The sequence below is a fragment of the Salinivibrio sp. IB574 genome (genome assembly GCF_001996205.1).
GTDB lineage: Bacteria > Pseudomonadota > Gammaproteobacteria > Enterobacterales > Vibrionaceae > Salinivibrio > Salinivibrio proteolyticus.
The window spans coordinates 13,804-30,659 of sequence record NZ_MUFN01000036.1 but is presented as its reverse complement, the minus strand read 5'-3'; the positions used below and the strand labels follow the sequence as shown (position 1 = coordinate 30,659).

The following is a 16,856-nucleotide window of genomic DNA, read 5'->3' as shown; positions in this document are numbered from 1 at the left end:
GTGCTCACCAGCCGCTTGATTTTGCCTATACCCCACAAGGGCAAGAGCAACAGCGAGGTAACCAACAAGGTTTTCGTTTAACCCATCAATGGAGTGAGCGAGGCCTACTGACACAACAAGGGCTGGGCCAACACCAAGACCCGTTGCGGTGTTACCATTACGACGCGCTTGACCGCTTAATCGGAATCGATGATAACCACCGTGGCAGTCATCGGTTTATGCTTAACCCTAATGGCCAAGTGGTTGGGGCACGACAACAAAAAGCGTCACAACCTAACGGACGATTTGTGCACCTGTTTGGTTACGACAGCGAACTGAACCTCAATGAGACGGGATTTGCGACCGAATACAGCCAACAGCAACACGTCGTGTCACTGGCCGATGCGCGGGTGCAGCGCCAAAAACGCCGCCATGACCGCGCAGGGCGTGTATTAGAAACGGGCCGTTTTCGTTATCGCTATGATGCCTGCGGCCGCGTGATTGAAAAGACCGAGAACAAAACGGGCTACCGGCCACAGGTGACGCGGTTTAGCTGGAACGCGGATGACCGCTTAACTCACATTGAACTGCCCAACGGCACGCGGTATCGCTACCGCTACGACCCCTTTGGGCGACGCATCGCCAAAGAATGTGCGCACAGCCAAACACAGACTCACTACCTGTGGGACGGCGCGCACATTGTGCAGCAACAACAGGCCACCGCTGATGGGCAGGTGCTGCAACAAACAGAATACCTCTACGAGCCCGGCAGCTTCCGCCCGATGGCGCAAGTGACCCACCATGAGCAAGGCAGCGAACTGCATTACATCGTGACCGACCACGCGGGCACACCCCAAGAGCTGTGTAATGAACAAGGTGATATTGTCTGGCGGGGAGAGCAAGCGCTATGGGGCCATTATCACGGGCAATCACAACGGCACTGGCAACGACGCGAAGAAGCGGCCAACGACAGTATACAGTGTGACCTTCGCTACCAAGGACAAATTGAAGACCCAGAATCGGGCCTTTACTATAACGTAAACCGTTATTACGATGCAGACAGTGGCCAGTATCTTAGCCCCGACCCAATAGGGTTTGCGGGCGGGTTAAGGCCGCAGGCGTATGTCGCCAACCCATTAGATTCTGTTGACCCATTGGGTCTCTTGGGTGAAGTTATCTTCCCGAAAGATCGAGTTTTGGCGGAAACCACTATCCAAATGCAAGGCTCTCGTAATTGGGACTTTAAAGTAGCCAATGAGAGTGTAGGGCTGAATGGCGCTCGAGGAAAACCGACGTCTCAAGCTCATAAGCAAGCTTTAGGGGATGTAGTTTGGCATCATGCTGACTATGATCCAGAAACCAATACAGCAAAAATGCAGTTAGTTACGAGTGAAGATCACAATGCGAGCAAACCCCATAAAGGTTCTGTAAAGGCTTTTGAAGATGCAACAGGAACCAAATATGAGAGCCCAGCAGCCAAACAAAAAGCGAAAGAGTTAAACAAGAGGTGCTTTAATTTATGAAACCGGATGATATAGTATTTGATGATGATCTGGAATTCTATATAGACTTCCCGTCTACGGGGAAAGAAGTATGCATCGCAATATCCGATGGTTTAGATGCGTCGGAAGAGGCTTTGAGTGCTTCATATAAGGAGAAAATATCAGATTTTATTAATAACTCAGAGCAGTGGTATGGGAAAGCTATGCACGCAGCTAAGAAAAAAGCTCTCAGTGAAAGCTTTGACTCATTCAGCGATGACGATATAACTCTAATGTGTATATATGTCTTATTTGAGCAAAATGAAAAGGAATTATACGGTTTGAGCTTTCATTTTAATTTTGAAGGAGAGCATGGCTGCGGTATTAAATTAAATACGAATGATTTCCAAATACTAGAAGTAGGTGACGCAGATGTAGCATTTAGTTAATGTTATACTGGCTGTGTTGAGGGGCGTTGTTGATCAAATCATTCACCTAACGCACTGATCCCAATGGGATTGCTCCCATCAATCAACTCGATAGCTAACAGGCATACCGAGTCTTATGACTTTGTTCATCACTTTCACGTTGGCTAATGCTTCGCCAACTTGTGCATTGTAATTACGCAGAGTCAGCTTAGGGCTAAGTAACGTTTTCGAGGGTGTTCATAGTTCTGTGTCAGCTAATTTTTCATAGGTTTATGTGATTATCCAGTCGGCCTTCGAAGTGAATGGTCAGCTGCGATTTCATCACGTTCTAGTTCTATACCTGAGGTGTCCACTTTTCCGGCACCTTTCACACGAGCGCTTACCGCGCCAAAGCGCTGCATTACCGCGCAGGGCGTGTACTAGAAACCCTTAACCCACATTGAACTGCCCAACGGCACGCGGTATCGCTACCGCTACGACCCCTTTGGGCGACGCATCGCCAAAGAATGTGCGCACAGCCAAACACAGACTTATTACCTGTGGGACGGCGCGCACATCGTGCAGCAACAACAGGCCACGGCTGATGGGCAGGTATTGCAACAAACCGAATACCTCTACGAGCCCGGCAGCTTTCGCCCGATGGCGCAAGTCACCCACCATAATCAAGGTAGCGAGCTACATTACATCGTGACCGACCACGCGGGCACACCGCAAGAGCTGTGTAATGAGCAAGGTGATATTGTCTGGCGGGGAGAGCAAGCGCTATGGGGCCATTACCGCGGGCAATCACAACGCCACTGGCAACGACGCGAAGAAGCGGCCAACGACAGTATACAGTGTGACCTTCGCTACCAAGGGCAAATTGAAGACGCAGAATCGGGCCTTTACTATAACGTAAACCGTTATTACGATGCAGACAGTGGCCAGTATCTTAGCCCCGACCCAATAGGGTTTGCGGGCGGATTAAGGCCGCAGGGCTATGTTGCCAACCCACTAGAGTGGGTGGATCCGTTGGGGCTGGCGCCTTCAGGCTGTTTTGGTTCAAGTCATTTAGATAATCCTAAAAAGAAAGTCAATTCTGCCAATGTGGGGGACTTTGTTAGAACACCGTCGTCTCACCCAGCCGATTTTACTCGGATAAATGGCGGAAATTATAAAAATCTTAACACTGGTGAGATATGGAGTAAGAGTAAAACTCAGCACTCAGATAAAGCGGGTGAGTGGAAAGTAGGTATAGGAAAAATGAAACCACAACGGACCAAGAAAATAACAGTAGGAGTCAGTGATGGAAAAGTTATCAAGGTCGACAGATAAAATACCACTAGGGAATATCAATTTTTCTGGATTTAGTCAATCTAAAGGTTGGGTTGGTTTTTTTGAAACAAATAAAGGTTATTCTCCCCAAATTGTTGACGAGGCCTTAAGAATATTTCATGAATTTTTCTCTTCTCACTGGGATGGTTTTTTTGCCTTATCTTCATTGGGTTATGACGATCAAAATGAAACGGACGAAAGCATTATAAGCCTCTACGGAGAGAAGTATGAAAAAGCAAAGAAGAAGGGATATTTAAACCCTGTTAGCGATGCCTTTGAAAGCTACCTTTATGGTGATGTTTCTCTACCAGCTGCAGAGGTTAGTGTGCATTTCGACAGAAATGAGTTTATCGATATTTGTAAATTATTGATGATGCATAGTGGTGTAATTGGCGAAGTGTTTTTTATGATAAATCCTGAATTGGGAGTTGCGGTTTATCCTCATCAAGATCTAGGTTTTGGTATTATTTGTTTTGGTGATAACTACTTACTTTGCCAGCGATTCCTGAAATCCGCAGAGAATGGTAATTTCAGGGTGGTAATAGATTAGGGTGCTCACAGTTCTGTGTCACCAATTCATCACAGATCCACGTAACCCTTCATCCGACTCTCGAAGTGAATGCTCAGCCGCGACAGCGTCGTCAGATTTCAATACTGTGCCGGAAGCGTTCACTTTTCTGATGCCTTCAGTATGCGCACTTGCAACGCCAAAAACGCCACCATGACCGCGCAGGGCGTGTACTAGACACCCTTAACCCACATTGAACTGCCCAACGGCACGCGGTATCGCTACCGCTACGACCCCTTTGGGCGACGCATCGCCAAAGAATGTGCGCACAGCAACACACAGACTCACTACCTGTGGGACGGCGCGCACATCGTGCAGCAGCAACAGGCCACCGCTGATGGGCAGGTGTTGCAACAAACCGAATACCTCTATGAGCCCGGCAGCTTCCGCCCGATGGCGCAAGTGACCCACCATGAGCAAGGCAGCGAACTGCATTACATCGTGACCGACCACGCGGGCACACCGCAAGCGCTGTGTAATGAGCAAGGTGATATTGTCTGGCGGGGAGAGCAAGCGCTGTGGGGGCCATTACCACGGGCAATCACAACGCCACTGGCAACGACGCGAAGAAGCGGCTAACGACAGTATACGGTGTGACCTTCGCTACCAAGGACAACTCGAAGATCCCGAATCGGGCCTTTACTATAACGTAAACCGTTATTACGATGCAGACAGTGGCCAGTATCTTAGCCCAGACCCGATAGGGTTTGCGGGCGGATTAAGGCCGCAGGCGTATGTTGCCAACCCACTAGAGTGGGTGGATCCGTTGGGGTTGGCGAATAGGCCTAATAACGGGAAGTACCATATATTTCACGACCACCAAGTAAACTCTTCTAATCGATATTCGAGTGATAGTGTTCAATTTAGACAGGCGAATAAACAGTTCCTATCAAAGTTAGAGCAAGATGCTGGTTATCGGAAAGATATGCTAAGGCGTTATCCAGAACTTGCAGAGTAGACAAAATCCGGAAATAGATCGGCTAGTCCCCCGGGACTAACCTGGCATCATCACGAAGATGTAAATAGATTAGTTCTAGTTGATAGAGGGGATCACTCCGCAAACCACGGGCTTTATCACCCAACGGGTAAAGGAGGACGTGATATTTGGGGTGGTGGAAAAGCAGGAAGGCTAGAAAAATTAGACGGTGCAACAGGAGAGAAAATATGCAAAAAATGATTCGCTCTTACACGACGTTAGGTGATTTGATCGTAAAGTTTAAGCGAGGAGAAATCAGATTAGATACAGACTTCTGTTTGTATTCAAAAGATGCTATGGATCCTCTTACATCAGAAACTACTGTTTGGATTGATGAATACCCAAGAGAAGGTGTAAGTGGTGAGGATGTGCTTCCAAATGACGTAGTAAATAATTGTTTAGAGTTATGCTATTACGGGGAACAGTTTCTTGATGTTTTAAATAATGTTTTTTATCAAAAAAAAGAAAACAGTGTAGATACTTATATAACAGCATTAAATTACTATATGGATCACGATGATTTTATGGATATTACGTGAGGCTGCTCAAACGAGGTTGTGATCAGGGCGAACACGAGTGTTCATGATTCTGTGTCACCGAGTAATCAGGGGTCCACATAATCCTCTATCCACTCTTCGATGTTGCTAATTAGCTGCAGCAGTTTCACGTTCCAGTTTTGCATTAGAGGTGTACACTTTTATGATGCCTTCAACATACTTGCGTGCAGCGCCAAAGCGCCGCCATGACCGCGCAGGGCGTGTACTAGACACCCTTAACCCACATTGAACTGCCCAACGGCACGCGGTATCGCTACCGCTACGACCCCTTTGGGCGACGCATCGCCAAAGAATGTGCGCACAGCAACACACAGACTCACTACCTGTGGGACGGCGCGCACATCGTGCAGCAACAACAGGCCACGGCTGATGGGCAGGTGTTGCAACAAACAGAATACCTCTACGAGCCCGGCAGCTTCCGCCCGATGGCGCAAGTGACCCACCATGACCAAGGCAGCGAACTGCATTACATCGTGACCGACCATGCGGGCACACCCCAAGAGCTGTGTAATGAGCAAGGTGATATTGTCTGGCGGGGAGAGCAAGCGCTGTGGGGCCATTACCACGGGCAATCACAACGGCACTGGCTCAGTTCTGTCAGATGTACTGCTGTGAAATATTGACTTCAGCGAGGCCAAATAAGGCCTCGCTGGTTAATATACTTCCGGAAAAGTAAAGATAAACCGATGATTACATTATTGAGTTTTCTGACACATTGGCTGCCCACTGGAGTGATAAGTTTCGCACTGCCAGCTCTGCTTTCCATCAGAAATGGTCGTTCCGTTCACTTTCACTGTTTTCGCCGACATACCCTTAAATGAGTAAGGTTCAATACCGGCAAACCAGACATAATGACCATCCGAAACAAAATTACCTTCAAGCACTTTAAGCGCTTTCATGTCAACGTCAGCAGGAAATTCCAGACTCCGCTTCCCTGCAATCAGAAACCCTTTTTTATCTGCGGCAGCATTAAAACTCAGGCATTTAAAACTAGATGCATCCACATCATTGCGTAGCTCGCCGGAGTAATAGCTGTTCCCATCAATCGTAGCCCAACCTCGACAGTCTTCAGAAATTTTCACCTGATGTTGATAGGGTATTTTGACCGTTTTTTCCGCTACATAGAAATAATTTTTTGCATCATATCCGTGCCCGTAGGCACTCTTAAATGTTTTACCGTCTGCGCCTTTCAGTACCTTGCCGCTAATCAATAAAATGGTATTTCCATTTCGGTAAAACGGATGATTCAGAGCCTGAAAATGCTCCAGGTCGATATCTACAGTTTGCTTACACAAAGCGAATGACCCTACATTTGTTACAAGGAAACTGCCTATGATACGTGCAGAGTCCGTATCCAGCCCGGTAGGTAACTGCTCTGCATTACAATAATAATTGCCGGAGGAGTAACCGACAGCAATGTCTTGCCCTTTATACAACAGCTGAAAATCTGCGGCTTTGGCATTGGCTAACGGCTGTGCTGGACGATTACTGAATCGTTGATAGATGACATTTTTTTCAGCTGTTTTATACGGATAAATCGACTCTGCGTGAGCACTGAATCCACTGGTTGCTACTAACACAGCGACAACAGGCAATGACTTGAAAGTACGGTAATACATTGAAACCTTTATCTTGTTTATGAGGACCAAGATAATCATCATCACATATAACAGATCAATTGGTTTCTTATTTTTTACTGTTTTTCGATCTGCTCCTAAAATCTGACATGTACAAGGAGAAAGTTCTGCTGACCAGATCATCACAGAATCACTTTTATTGACTCATCACTGATCCGTTAATATCAGCCAAACTTGACCTCTCTAACAGATCATTGCATCCCGGTTCTGTTTTCATTTTGCTTTGATATCTGCTTTGTAATTAAGATAGAGATTACCTCCCCACAGTCACCAATCAAGCGGATTGGCTGAAGAGAAATAATTTCTAAAGGGAATTCCCTAGGCCCAGTAACCGTCGTATTGCGGGGCATAAAAAATTACTTAGTGCGCGATAGGCACTGCGTGATTACGACTCGGCGGCAAATGCTGCCTGCTATTTTGGGAACAAAAGTTAGATGTTGCAATAGTAAACGAAAGCCGCTTGGCTAGTGCTATGAATAATGGTTGAGTATATGTAATACTAAGCTGGCTATTCGACTGAGAGAGGATATGATGTTTATCGTTATTGACTACGCATTGCGTATATCTGCGGTAGTCGGCTTGTTTATAGTTTGGATTTTCTGGTTAGCGATTTGTGTTATGGGCACAGATTCGGGAACAAGAGAGGCAATGTTCATGAGCCTTTTAGCTTTGTTTATTGGCAGCACGCTAGTCGCGGGTTTAATGTGGGCAGCTATTTACTCGAATCAGATACAAAATTGGCTAGTTGGCTCCTCTTGGTATGGATACTTGTTAGTTCGAGGTCCAATATATCTATTAGCGGTAGTGCTAGTCGGAATAATAGTCAGGCAATATATACAGACTAACTAAGTTGTTCGGAAAGAAAACGATATTTTTTCTCTAATTCCACTTTAGATATATGTTTTATATGCAAAGACGAAATGATTATGCTTTTAGGGTTTTTATAAGTAAAAACAATCAGTTAGATGTTTGTATATCTGCCTTTCAAATAGGGCGTCCGCAAGGCTCGCCCTATTTAGCATGTTGAAAAAACAGCCTATTGGCCCAATTGATGAGCGGTCAGGATCGCAGAGTAGACATTTTCTGCCGTCACTGGGAATGGCATATTGTGAATTGTCTCTCCCTCGGCCGTTGAAGCTTCGGCGACCTCGCGCAACTTATCGTGATTAAGCTCTTTAACGCCCATATCAAATAAGTTGGTTGGTAGACCTACAGATCGGCAGAAGGCGAGAACCGTATTAATCTCTTCCATCGCTGCGTTTTCTAGCACCAATTGAACAAGCGTGCCGAACGCGACTTTTTCACCATGATAAAGGTGGTGACACTCTTCGAGCTTGGTTAGGCCATTATGAATGGCGTGAGCGCCCGCCAAGCCACTGCTTTCAAAACCGATACCGCTTAGATATGTATTGGCTTCAATAATATTCTCTACCGCTTTGGTACTCACACCATTTTCAACTGCGGTTTTAGCCTTTAAACCATCTTCAAGCAGGGTTTCATAACAGAGCTTCGCAAGTGCCTGTGCAGAGCGCGTTGCTAAACCTCCTGCCATTGTCGCTTTGCCAGATGTCATGTTGGCTCGTGCTTCAAAGTAGGTAGATAGTGCATCACCCATGCCTGAGACTAATAAGCGAACAGGCGCTTTTGCGATGACAGATGTATCCATGATGACCATGTCTGGGTTTTTAGGGATCATCAAGTATTCAGAAAATTCGCCGTCGGGTGTGTAAATTACCGCAAGTGCCGACGTGGGCGCATCCGTAGAGGCAATCGTGGGAACAACGACGACAGGGATCTTGGTGTAAAATGCAACTGCCTTTGCTGTATCTAGCGTTTTACCACCGCCGACACCGACAATAACATCGTGTTTCTGTGTTGCACAAATGTCTGTGAGGCGTTCAATTTCAACACGTGAGCACTCACCATGAAAAAGGTTCAGGGTGAGGGGAAGTTTTTGGTGTTCAAAGCTGTGTTTAATATCATTGCCAACCAATTGGGTCACCAATTCATCGGCAATTACCAACGGGTGTTCACCCATGGTTTTTACATAGTGAGCGATAGAGGTAAGTGCTTGTTCACCTTGGACGTATTTGCTCGGGCTGATAATGATTTTTTCCATAACTCAAACCTTATATTTTATATTTGTGTTTTAGACTGCAATGAAAAACCATTGAAGCGATGCGGCTTATACTAGGGTTGGCGTGGCTCACGGTGAAGGATATCTGTGATTTCTTAGACGCTTTTATGAGCGCTTAGTCAAACTGACTGTTCAGCTAAAACGGTTGATCCCTGCTTTATGGGATTGATCACTATTCATCGATTTTTTCTGCTTTGTTGTTTCATATTGGAACTAAAAATAACTAAACATCGTTCCAATATGAAACGCTTTAACTTTTGTTGAGCACCTACTTTCTCTGTTTAAAATGAGTTCATACCTTACATAGAAATATAAATGGAATGAGATAGAACGATGAAAAAACTAATTAATCAAGTCGATGATGTTGTACTGCAGCAAATGGAAGGTCTGGCGCTGTCCCGTTCTGAGCTTAAGGCTAACTACGAGCCTCGCTATATGTGGCATGAGGAAACTCCGGGGCAAGTTGCGCTTGTTTCTGGTGGTGGTTGTGGTCATGAACCTCTTCATGCAGGGTTTATTGGTAAAGGCATGCTTACTGGCGCCTGTCCGGGAGAGGTGTTTACTTCTCCGACGCCTGATCAAATGTATGAATGTGGTAACCAAGTAAACACGGGTGAGGGCGTGCTGTTTATCATTAAAAACTATACCGGCGATGTGTTGAACTTTGAAACGGCCGTAGAGCTGCTTCATACCGATGGCATTAAAGTTGGCTCGGTATTGGTGGATGACGATGTTGCTGTAAAAGATAGTCTGTATACGGCTGGCCGTCGTGGTGTTGCTGGCACGGTGTTAGTTGAGAAGTTAGTCGGTGCTGCCGCAAGCAAAGGTTATTCGTTGGAGCAATGTGAAGCATTAGCCCGTCGTGTTAATAATCACTGTCGCTCATTTGGTGTGGCGCTCCATGCTTGTGTCGTGCCTGCAGCGGGTAAACCTTCGTTTGTACTAGAAGATGATGAAGTGGAGTTTGGTGTCGGTATTCATGGTGAGCCCGGCATCAAGAGAGTGACATATACAGACGTTGATACGCTAGTAGATGCGATGTTTGCTGAAGTCACCGACAACACACCTTATCAGCGAACATTACGTATTTGGAATCGTGGTGATGGTAAATGGGACGAAGAGGCGTCTAGCGTGGAACCTTTTGCTGCTGATCACGATTACATTGTGATGGTCAACGGTATGGGTGGCACGCCAATTTCTGAACTCTACGGCGTGTATCGTCGTCTTGACCATAACTGTGACCAAGCGGGATTCCGTATCGTGCGTAATATGGTCGGTAATTTCTGTACGTCTCTCGATATGGAAGGCGTTTCAATTACATTGCTGAAAGCAGATGAAGAGATGTTGGAGTTGTTTGATGCGCCTGTCGATACAGCTGCGATGAAGTGGTAACAGGGGAGAGCAACTATGAAAATTGAAAAACAACATATCGTTCACTGGTTAGAGCTATGTGCGAAAACGTATCAAGAAAATCAAGAATTTCTGACCGATCTTGATCGCGATATTGGTGATGCGGACCACGGTCTCAATATGCATCGTGGCTTTAAAAAAGTCGCAGAAAAATTACCTCAAATTGTTGACCAAAATATTGGAAGTATACTCAAGAATACGGGTATGACCTTACTTTCAAGCGTCGGCGGAGCAAGTGGTCCATTGTATGGCACGTTATTCATTCGTACTGCTGCCGCAGTGGGTAGTCGAGAGCAATTAACGTTTGAAGAGTTAGTGGATGCACTGAAAAGTGGTGTAGATGGTGTGGTGTCTCGTGGTAAGGCTGAATTAGGCGACAAAACCATGTGTGATGTTTGGTTACCCGTTTTAATCAGTGTTAAGGCATCGTTGGAAAATGGCATGAACGCCGATCACTTATTGAATGAAATGGTAGAACTAGCAGACACGAATGCGGTTGCCACGATAGAAATGTTAGCGAAAAAAGGACGCGCCAGCTATCTGGGTGAAAGAAGTATTGGTCATCAAGATCCCGGTGCTACCTCTTCTTTGTTGATGATTAAATCACTACAGCAGGCAATAGCAGGTAATTAAGATGGTGGGAATTGTTGTTGTATCTCATAGCCGTCGTCTTGCCGAAGGAGTGGCCGAACTCGCCAAGCAAATGACTCAAGGCAAAGCCAAGCTCGCGATCGCTGCCGGTATGGATGATCCAGATAACCCGATCGGAACCGATGCTATCGCTGTGATGGAAGCAATTGAGCGTGTGCATGATGAACAAGGGACTGTTGTGTTGATGGATCTGGGCAGCGCATTGCTGAGTACGGAAATGGCTCTGGATCTGATTGACGAGCATGTGAGAGAAAATGTTGTCCTTGTTTCGGCTCCGATTGTTGAAGGGACGATGGCAGCGTCGGTAGCTGCCGCTGCTGGGCTACCTTTATCGACGGTGATTGAAGAGGCGCAAAATGCGTTGAGCGTAAAACGAGAGCACCTTGGTGACGACCCAACGACATCCACTGAGGTGCTATCGGAGTCAGAAGGCATTGACGAAGAAAGAGTATTTGACTGGGTAGTACAAAATCCACATGGATTACATGCTCGTCCCGCTGCGGCCATTGTAAGTTCACTTGCGCCTTTTGACTGCCAGTTATGGCTGACAAAAGGTGATCATCGAGTAAATGCGAAAAGTTTGAATAGTATTGCAAAACTTGGTGTACGTTCTCAAGAGAAGGTCACTTTAAGCGCAACAGGGCCTCAATCTGGAGAGGCTATCAAGGCATTCGAAGCTTTAGCGCACGAGCACTTTGGAGAGAAAAGCGCCTTTAAACACGGCATTGCTAAGCCAGAGGAGGGGGCAGATACATTACGTGATAGTTCGACAGATAATCATCTGGATGGTGCGCTTATTGGTATTCGTGTTAATGATGGTATCGCTAGTGCGCCAGCTGTCCTTTTTAGTCATGAAATGCCCGCTATCCCAGAGCGTGGTTTCCAAAGCGAATCGTTTGAAATTGAACGGGTAAAGCGAGCAATAAACGTTGTTGTTCAACACTTACAGGCACAAGCCAAAACGCCACAAGGGGAGATTTTTGCCGCGCACAGCATGATGCTGAGTGATCCAGAACTATGGATGTCGGTCGAGTCACGAATAAAAACAGGCACTATTGCTGAACAAGCATGGGCAGAATCGTTGCAAGAGCTCGCGGAAGAGTATCGTCAGGCAGAAAGCCAGTACATGCGTGAACGCGAAAGCGATGTACACGATATTGCACGTCAAGTGATGGTTGAGATGACGGGGACGATGCCGAATATACTCGCGCTTCAGCAGCCGAGTATCTTATTGGCACGCGACCTAATGCCCTCTGATATGGTAGGTCTTGATAAATCTAAAGTGCTTGGCATCTGTTTGAGTGAAGGGGGGAAAACGTCTCATAGTGCCATTCTTGCTCGCGCAATGGGAATTCCTGCCATGGTTAAAGTTCAGGGGTGTTTAGATTCCGTACGAGATGGCCAAATGGTAACCCTTGATGGTTTTAATGGGCATTTATGGATCTCGCCCTCGGATGATGTCGCGCAAAAACTCGAAGCTCGGCGATGTGAGTGGCAAAACAATCGCAAAAGTGCGTTAGCGAATGCTCAGCAAAGTGCAGTCACTTGCAACGGTGTACATATTCCAGTATTGGCGAATATTGGCGGACCGAAGGATGTAGATGATGCTTTAACATCTGGCGCAGAAGGTGTTGGTCTGTTTCGCACAGAGTTTCTTTTTCAAAACAGCGATGAGCTCCCGTCTGAGGAATTGCAATACGAAGTATATCGCGATATTGCCGCAGCGCTTGGTGACAAACCACTTACGATTCGTAGTTTAGATGTGGGGGGAGATAAACCTTTAGCTGCGTATCCTATGCCGGCGGAAGATAATCCATTTTTAGGTTTAAGAGGGGTACGCTTGTGTCTTCAGCATGAAGCACTCTTCACTACCCAACTTCGAGCAATTCTAAGGGCTTTTCATGAGCAACCGAATATCCAATTGATGATACCGATGGTGGCGCAGGTTGAAGAAGTGAGAAAAGTAAAAGCCTTGTTGGTGGATCAGGCGCAACAACTTGGCTTGGAGTCGACTGAGTTGCCCGTTGGCATAATGATAGAGGTTCCCGCAGCGGTGCTGAACGCCGATGCGTTAGCGCAAGAAGTCGATTTTTTCTCTATAGGTACCAATGATCTGACTCAATATGTTATGGCTGCCGACCGAGGCAATACCGCTGTTACTGAGTTAGTGAACTACTTTGAGCCATCGGTTCTGAAAGCTATTGAACTCACTTGTGCTGCTGGCGATCGGGCGGGTATTCCTGTCAGTATGTGTGGTGAAATGGCGGGAGACCCAAATGCCACAGAAGCATTGCTTCGTATTGGATTGAGAAAATTTAGCGCCAGTGCAAGTTTGCTTCCAGAGCTAAAAACGCAGATTCGTCAGTTATCGATTGATGTTTAATCATACCTTTTAGGCTGTAAAATAGACGCCGGCGAGTCGATGCCGGTCTCTATTTTTTAATACTAACCTCTTGGTTTAGTACTGTTTCATTTGTTCCAACAATCCAAACTTATTCACCTTTCGCCACAGTGTTGTTCGCCCAATTTGTAGTGCTTTTGCCATTTCACTCATTTTGCCATCGTACAGGTTCCATGCGTGGATGATGGCTCTTTTCTCTGCTTCTTCTAGGGTATATACGGGATGATGTTTTGTGGCCTGATGGGTATTAAGCTTAATATCTTCTGGAATATCGCTCAGCTTGATTAAGTTAGAACGGCGGTTAAGCAATAGGCGCTCAGTTCGGTTTCTTAATTCGGAATTATTGCCTGACCAACGAAAATTCATTAATGCCTCGAGAGCTGCCGGCTCTATCGAGATCGTTACGTTGTGTCGGCGCTCGTAGTGGCTGATAAGTTGTTGGACAAGGTACTCGATGTCTTCTTTTCGCTTTCTTAGCGGCAGTATATGTAGCTCGTTCGAGGAGATTTCATAGTAAAGTTGCCGACCAAACGAACGTTGAGTGACATACTCACTGATGTCTGAAGCGGTGCTTGTGATCAGTTGAAAGTCAACGGGAATTAATCGCAAACTGTCGCTGCGGCTGGTTAGACGAGTTTTTAGCAATTTGAGTAATACGGCTTGTAAATCGGGCGACAAGTGTTCGACTTTTTCTAAAAACAAAGTACCTCCATGGGCGAGCTCAAATTTAGAGGGCATACCTTGTCCCTCATCGTAGCCAAGGGTTTCTTTGACCAGTTGCTCTGTATTGATTGAGCGGCAGTTAAGAGTAATAAATGGCCCCTCCTTGTATGCACTTTCATTATGAATCGCCATAGCAAGAGTAGCTTTTCCTACTCCCTCATCGCCAGTGATTAGGATCGGTGATTTTGACTTTATGGCTCGTTTTGCCAAGGTAATAACGTGTTTCATTTTTCGTGAGATAACGGGCAAGGTGCTGAACGTATAGCGCGCACTGCCTCCAATTTGTTGTTGCGCAAGCTCACGAATTTTATCGATAGGATGTAAAAACAATAAATGGGTGCCGTCCTTGAGTGGACGTAGTGTGATGATGGCCTCCACAAACTCGCCACGAACCTCTACTGTTGTGAGCTTGCGGTTAATAGTCGCACCTGACTCGATACTATTGAGGACATTCGGTGGGAAGCGTAAAACTGAAAATATTTCTTTATCCAAAACTTGGCTGGCTTTTATATTCAACAAGCGCTCTGATTGATGATTCACCATGGTGATACGATTTTCTTCATCCCATGCCAGAAGGCCGTCATCCATGCACTCGAGTGTTGCGTTGTGCGCGCAAGTAAGGCGGTTAATGTTTTCTTGTTCTGACTGAATATGGATTTGTAAGCTAATTTCTTTTGCGCTTGATGCGATGATGATTAACCGCTCTTTCTTGTAGTGCGTTGCTCTTTGAATCAGACACGCTGTCCCGCGTAGCTTGCCAAGTTGATCAAAAATAGGCGCGGCGACAGAGGCATAAGGGTGTAAGTGACAATTAAAATGCTCTGCAGCGAAGACTTCACATGGTGTATGAGTGTTGACACAAAGGCTGACTGCGTGCGTACCAATCTTGCCTTCAGAAAGAAAACAACCTTGTTTGATACCGAGTCCTTGCATCTCTTGTCGCATCGAATTGTGACCCACAGCGGAAAGGATGCAGCCGTTGCTATCGGTGATTATCAGTAATACCTCTTCGTCCCCAAGCATATCGTAAGTATCTTCAAGTACAGTTGTGGCGCATTCGATGAGGTATTCGTTACGTTTCATCAAAGATGAGAACGTAAAGCCAGAGGCAATATGTGGTTTCGACCAGGTATACGGGCTGCATTGTTTTATACAACGCTCCCAAGACTCGAGGACTGGGGTACGAGAAAACTCTGGAGATACCCAATGGTGTTTCTGGAAAAATGCCCACTTAGTTTTGCTATCTTTGATTGTATGCATGCTTGGCGCCAGCAAACGTCATGAATAAGCGAATGCTACAACGACAGGCTATCTATGAATGTGACACCTTTCACGTCGATAGTCAGGATGATAATCCCAATGAAATTTGCATTGTCTCTGCTTCAATCGAGGTGAGGTTCTGAGTATTTTTCTATGCGTATATCACACACTGATGTATTATTGAGGCCGAGTCAGTAGAGGTTCATCAGCGCCTATTGCTTCGTTTTTATGGTGGCTGCATAACTGCGTACTGATAACGAAAGCAACTCCGTTTTTGACGCCTGTGAAGGCGACAGTAAGGTAARACAAACATGAGCGAAAAATTGCAGAAGGTGCTAGCGCGTGCTGGCGTAGGTTCACGTCGTGAGATGGAAAGCTATATCCAATCAGGGCGTGTGAGTGTGAACGGTGTGGTTGCCAAGCTTGGCGATCGTCTTGATGATCCGAGTGCGCTGGTGCGTGTAGACGGTCATCCTGTTCAACTAAGTGCGCCTTCTGAGTCTGTGTGTCGAGTCCTCGCATACAACAAACCGGAAGGCGAATTGTGTACGCGTAGCGATCCAGAAGGTCGCCGCACTGTCTTCGATCGTCTTCCTAAGCTAAGAGACGCCCGTTGGGTTGCTGTCGGTCGTCTGGATGCAAACACCTCAGGCTTGTTACTATTTACCACTGATGGTGAATTAGCAAACCGATTAATGCACCCAAGCCGCCAAGTGCAGCGTGAATACATGGTACGTGTATTTGGTGAGGTGAACGAAGACATGGTGCGTAATCTTGTCTCTGGTGTTGAGCTAGAAGACGGCGTAGCGCGTTTTGAGGACGTTGTTTACGCGGGTGGCGAAGGCATGAATCATACCTTCTATGTGGTGATCACCGAGGGACGCAACCGTGAGGTGCGCCGTTTGTGGGAAACCCAAGGGGTGACGGTGAGCCGTTTGAAGCGTGTGCGTTACGGCGATATCTATCTCGAGAAAGACTTGCCACGTGGTGGCTGGCGCGAGATGGAGCTGAAAGAAGTGAACTACTTGCGAGAAATGGTTGAAATGAAACCAGAATCGCAAACAGTGATCACCCCAGAGGATCAGAAGCGCAAAAAATCGCGTCAGAAGATTCGCCGTGCTGTTCGCCGCTATGAAGAACGTATTGATTCCGATAGCAAACCGAAAAAAGCGCGCCAAGCGCGTCGTGGTAACGCACCCGCTGGTGGGCCGAAAGGCAGTGGACCTAAGCCTAAACAAGGCAACCCTCGAGCAGGCGCGCCGCGTGGCAAAGGTAAACCGCGCACCCGCAAATGACGTTTTATAGAGCGGCATTTAAAAAAGTGTTACCTGAAG

The 16,856-nt window shown here is 46.5% G+C and carries 15 protein-coding genes and 3 pseudogenes; 15 read left to right on the top strand and 3 right to left on the bottom strand.

Annotated elements, in window-relative coordinates; translation table 11 throughout:
* From BZJ17_RS14795 to BZJ17_RS14760, 11 genes and pseudogenes are all read left to right on the top strand, one after another.
* Positions 1–1,502, top strand: a 1,502-nt coding sequence (locus BZJ17_RS14795) for an RHS repeat-associated core domain-containing protein (protein ID WP_077641227.1), incomplete at its 5' end; no start/stop codon positions are given.
* On the top strand, positions 1,499–1,909 hold the full coding sequence (locus BZJ17_RS14790; RefSeq protein ID WP_077641226.1) for a hypothetical protein: 411 nt from the start codon (positions 1,499–1,501) through the stop codon (positions 1,907–1,909). The genes BZJ17_RS14795 and BZJ17_RS14790, both read left to right, overlap by 4 nt.
* 417 nt (positions 1,910–2,326) lie before the next feature.
* Positions 2,327–2,410: pseudogene (locus tag BZJ17_RS17635) on the top strand (RHS repeat domain-containing protein); the annotation flags it as partial.
* A 36-nt stretch (positions 2,411–2,446) separates the two neighbouring features.
* Complete coding sequence (locus tag BZJ17_RS14785) at positions 2,447–3,202, top strand: RHS repeat-associated core domain-containing protein (RefSeq protein ID WP_241836821.1); 756 nt, start codon at positions 2,447–2,449, stop codon at positions 3,200–3,202.
* Positions 3,174–3,752 carry a hypothetical protein gene (locus BZJ17_RS14780; RefSeq protein ID WP_077641224.1) on the top strand — a complete coding sequence of 193 codons (579 nt, stop codon included), beginning with the start codon at positions 3,174–3,176 and terminating at the stop codon, positions 3,750–3,752. The genes BZJ17_RS14785 and BZJ17_RS14780 overlap by 29 nt, the downstream gene beginning before the upstream one ends.
* A gap of 330 nt (positions 3,753–4,082) precedes the next feature.
* Positions 4,083–4,349 (top strand): RHS domain-containing protein, encoded by a 267-nt coding sequence (locus BZJ17_RS17500; protein WP_241836820.1) that lies wholly within the window; start codon positions 4,083–4,085, stop codon positions 4,347–4,349.
* Positions 4,249–4,728, top strand: coding sequence for an RHS repeat-associated core domain-containing protein (locus BZJ17_RS17495; protein ID WP_241836819.1), 480 nt, complete (start codon positions 4,249–4,251; stop codon positions 4,726–4,728). Before BZJ17_RS17500 ends, BZJ17_RS17495 begins: the two co-directional genes overlap by 101 nt.
* A 57-nt stretch (positions 4,729–4,785) precedes the next feature.
* Positions 4,786–4,947, top strand: a pseudogene (locus tag BZJ17_RS14770) (hypothetical protein); the annotation flags it as partial.
* The gene (locus tag BZJ17_RS14765; RefSeq protein ID WP_077641223.1) at positions 4,935–5,285 is read left to right on the top strand and encodes a hypothetical protein; all 351 of its coding nucleotides are present in this window, start codon (positions 4,935–4,937) and stop codon (positions 5,283–5,285) included. The pseudogene BZJ17_RS14770 and the gene BZJ17_RS14765, both read left to right, overlap by 13 nt.
* A 242-nt stretch (positions 5,286–5,527) precedes the next feature.
* Positions 5,528–5,596 (top strand): annotated as a pseudogene (locus BZJ17_RS17630) (hypothetical protein); the annotation flags it as partial.
* Positions 5,597–5,647: 51 nt separating this feature from the next.
* Positions 5,648–5,926 (top strand): RHS domain-containing protein, encoded by a 279-nt coding sequence (locus tag BZJ17_RS14760; protein ID WP_241836818.1) that lies wholly within the window; start codon positions 5,648–5,650, stop codon positions 5,924–5,926.
* 72 nt (positions 5,927–5,998) lie between these two features.
* Here BZJ17_RS14760 and BZJ17_RS14755 read toward each other — a convergent pair whose 3' ends face one another.
* Positions 5,999–7,063, bottom strand: coding sequence for a hypothetical protein (locus BZJ17_RS14755; RefSeq protein WP_131826815.1), 1,065 nt, complete (start codon positions 7,061–7,063; stop codon positions 5,999–6,001).
* Positions 7,064–7,976: 913 nt separating this feature from the next.
* On the bottom strand, positions 7,977–9,059 hold the full coding sequence (locus tag BZJ17_RS14745; RefSeq protein WP_077641219.1) for a glycerol dehydrogenase: 1,083 nt from the start codon (positions 9,057–9,059) through the stop codon (positions 7,977–7,979).
* Between the two features lie 351 nt (positions 9,060–9,410).
* On the opposite strand from BZJ17_RS14745, the gene dhaK reads away from it, so the two are divergent.
* From dhaK to ptsP, 3 genes are read left to right on the top strand one after another with little or no spacing between them, the layout of a single operon-like run.
* Positions 9,411–10,469, top strand: a complete 1,059-nt coding sequence (gene dhaK, locus BZJ17_RS14740; protein ID WP_077641218.1) for a dihydroxyacetone kinase subunit DhaK — start codon at positions 9,411–9,413, stop codon at positions 10,467–10,469.
* Positions 10,470–10,484: 15 nt separating this feature from the next.
* Positions 10,485–11,120 carry a dihydroxyacetone kinase subunit DhaL gene (dhaL, locus tag BZJ17_RS14735; RefSeq protein ID WP_077641217.1) on the top strand — a complete coding sequence of 212 codons (636 nt, stop codon included), beginning with the start codon at positions 10,485–10,487 and terminating at the stop codon, positions 11,118–11,120.
* A 1-nt stretch (position 11,121) separates the two neighbouring features.
* Entirely contained in the window at positions 11,122–13,521 is a 2,400-nt protein-coding gene (ptsP, locus tag BZJ17_RS14730) for a phosphoenolpyruvate--protein phosphotransferase (RefSeq protein ID WP_077641216.1), read from the top strand.
* A gap of 75 nt (positions 13,522–13,596) precedes the next feature.
* Here the strand turns inward: ptsP and dhaR are convergent, their stop codons facing one another.
* Entirely contained in the window at positions 13,597–15,522 is a 1,926-nt protein-coding gene (gene dhaR, locus BZJ17_RS14725) for a dihydroxyacetone kinase operon transcriptional regulator DhaR (RefSeq protein WP_077641215.1), read from the bottom strand.
* A gap of 311 nt (positions 15,523–15,833) precedes the next feature.
* Between dhaR and rluB the strand changes: the two genes are divergently transcribed.
* Positions 15,834–16,817 (top strand): 23S rRNA pseudouridine(2605) synthase RluB, encoded by a 984-nt coding sequence (gene rluB / locus BZJ17_RS14720; RefSeq protein ID WP_077480182.1) that lies wholly within the window; start codon positions 15,834–15,836, stop codon positions 16,815–16,817.
* Positions 16,818–16,856 lie beyond the last annotated feature (39 nt).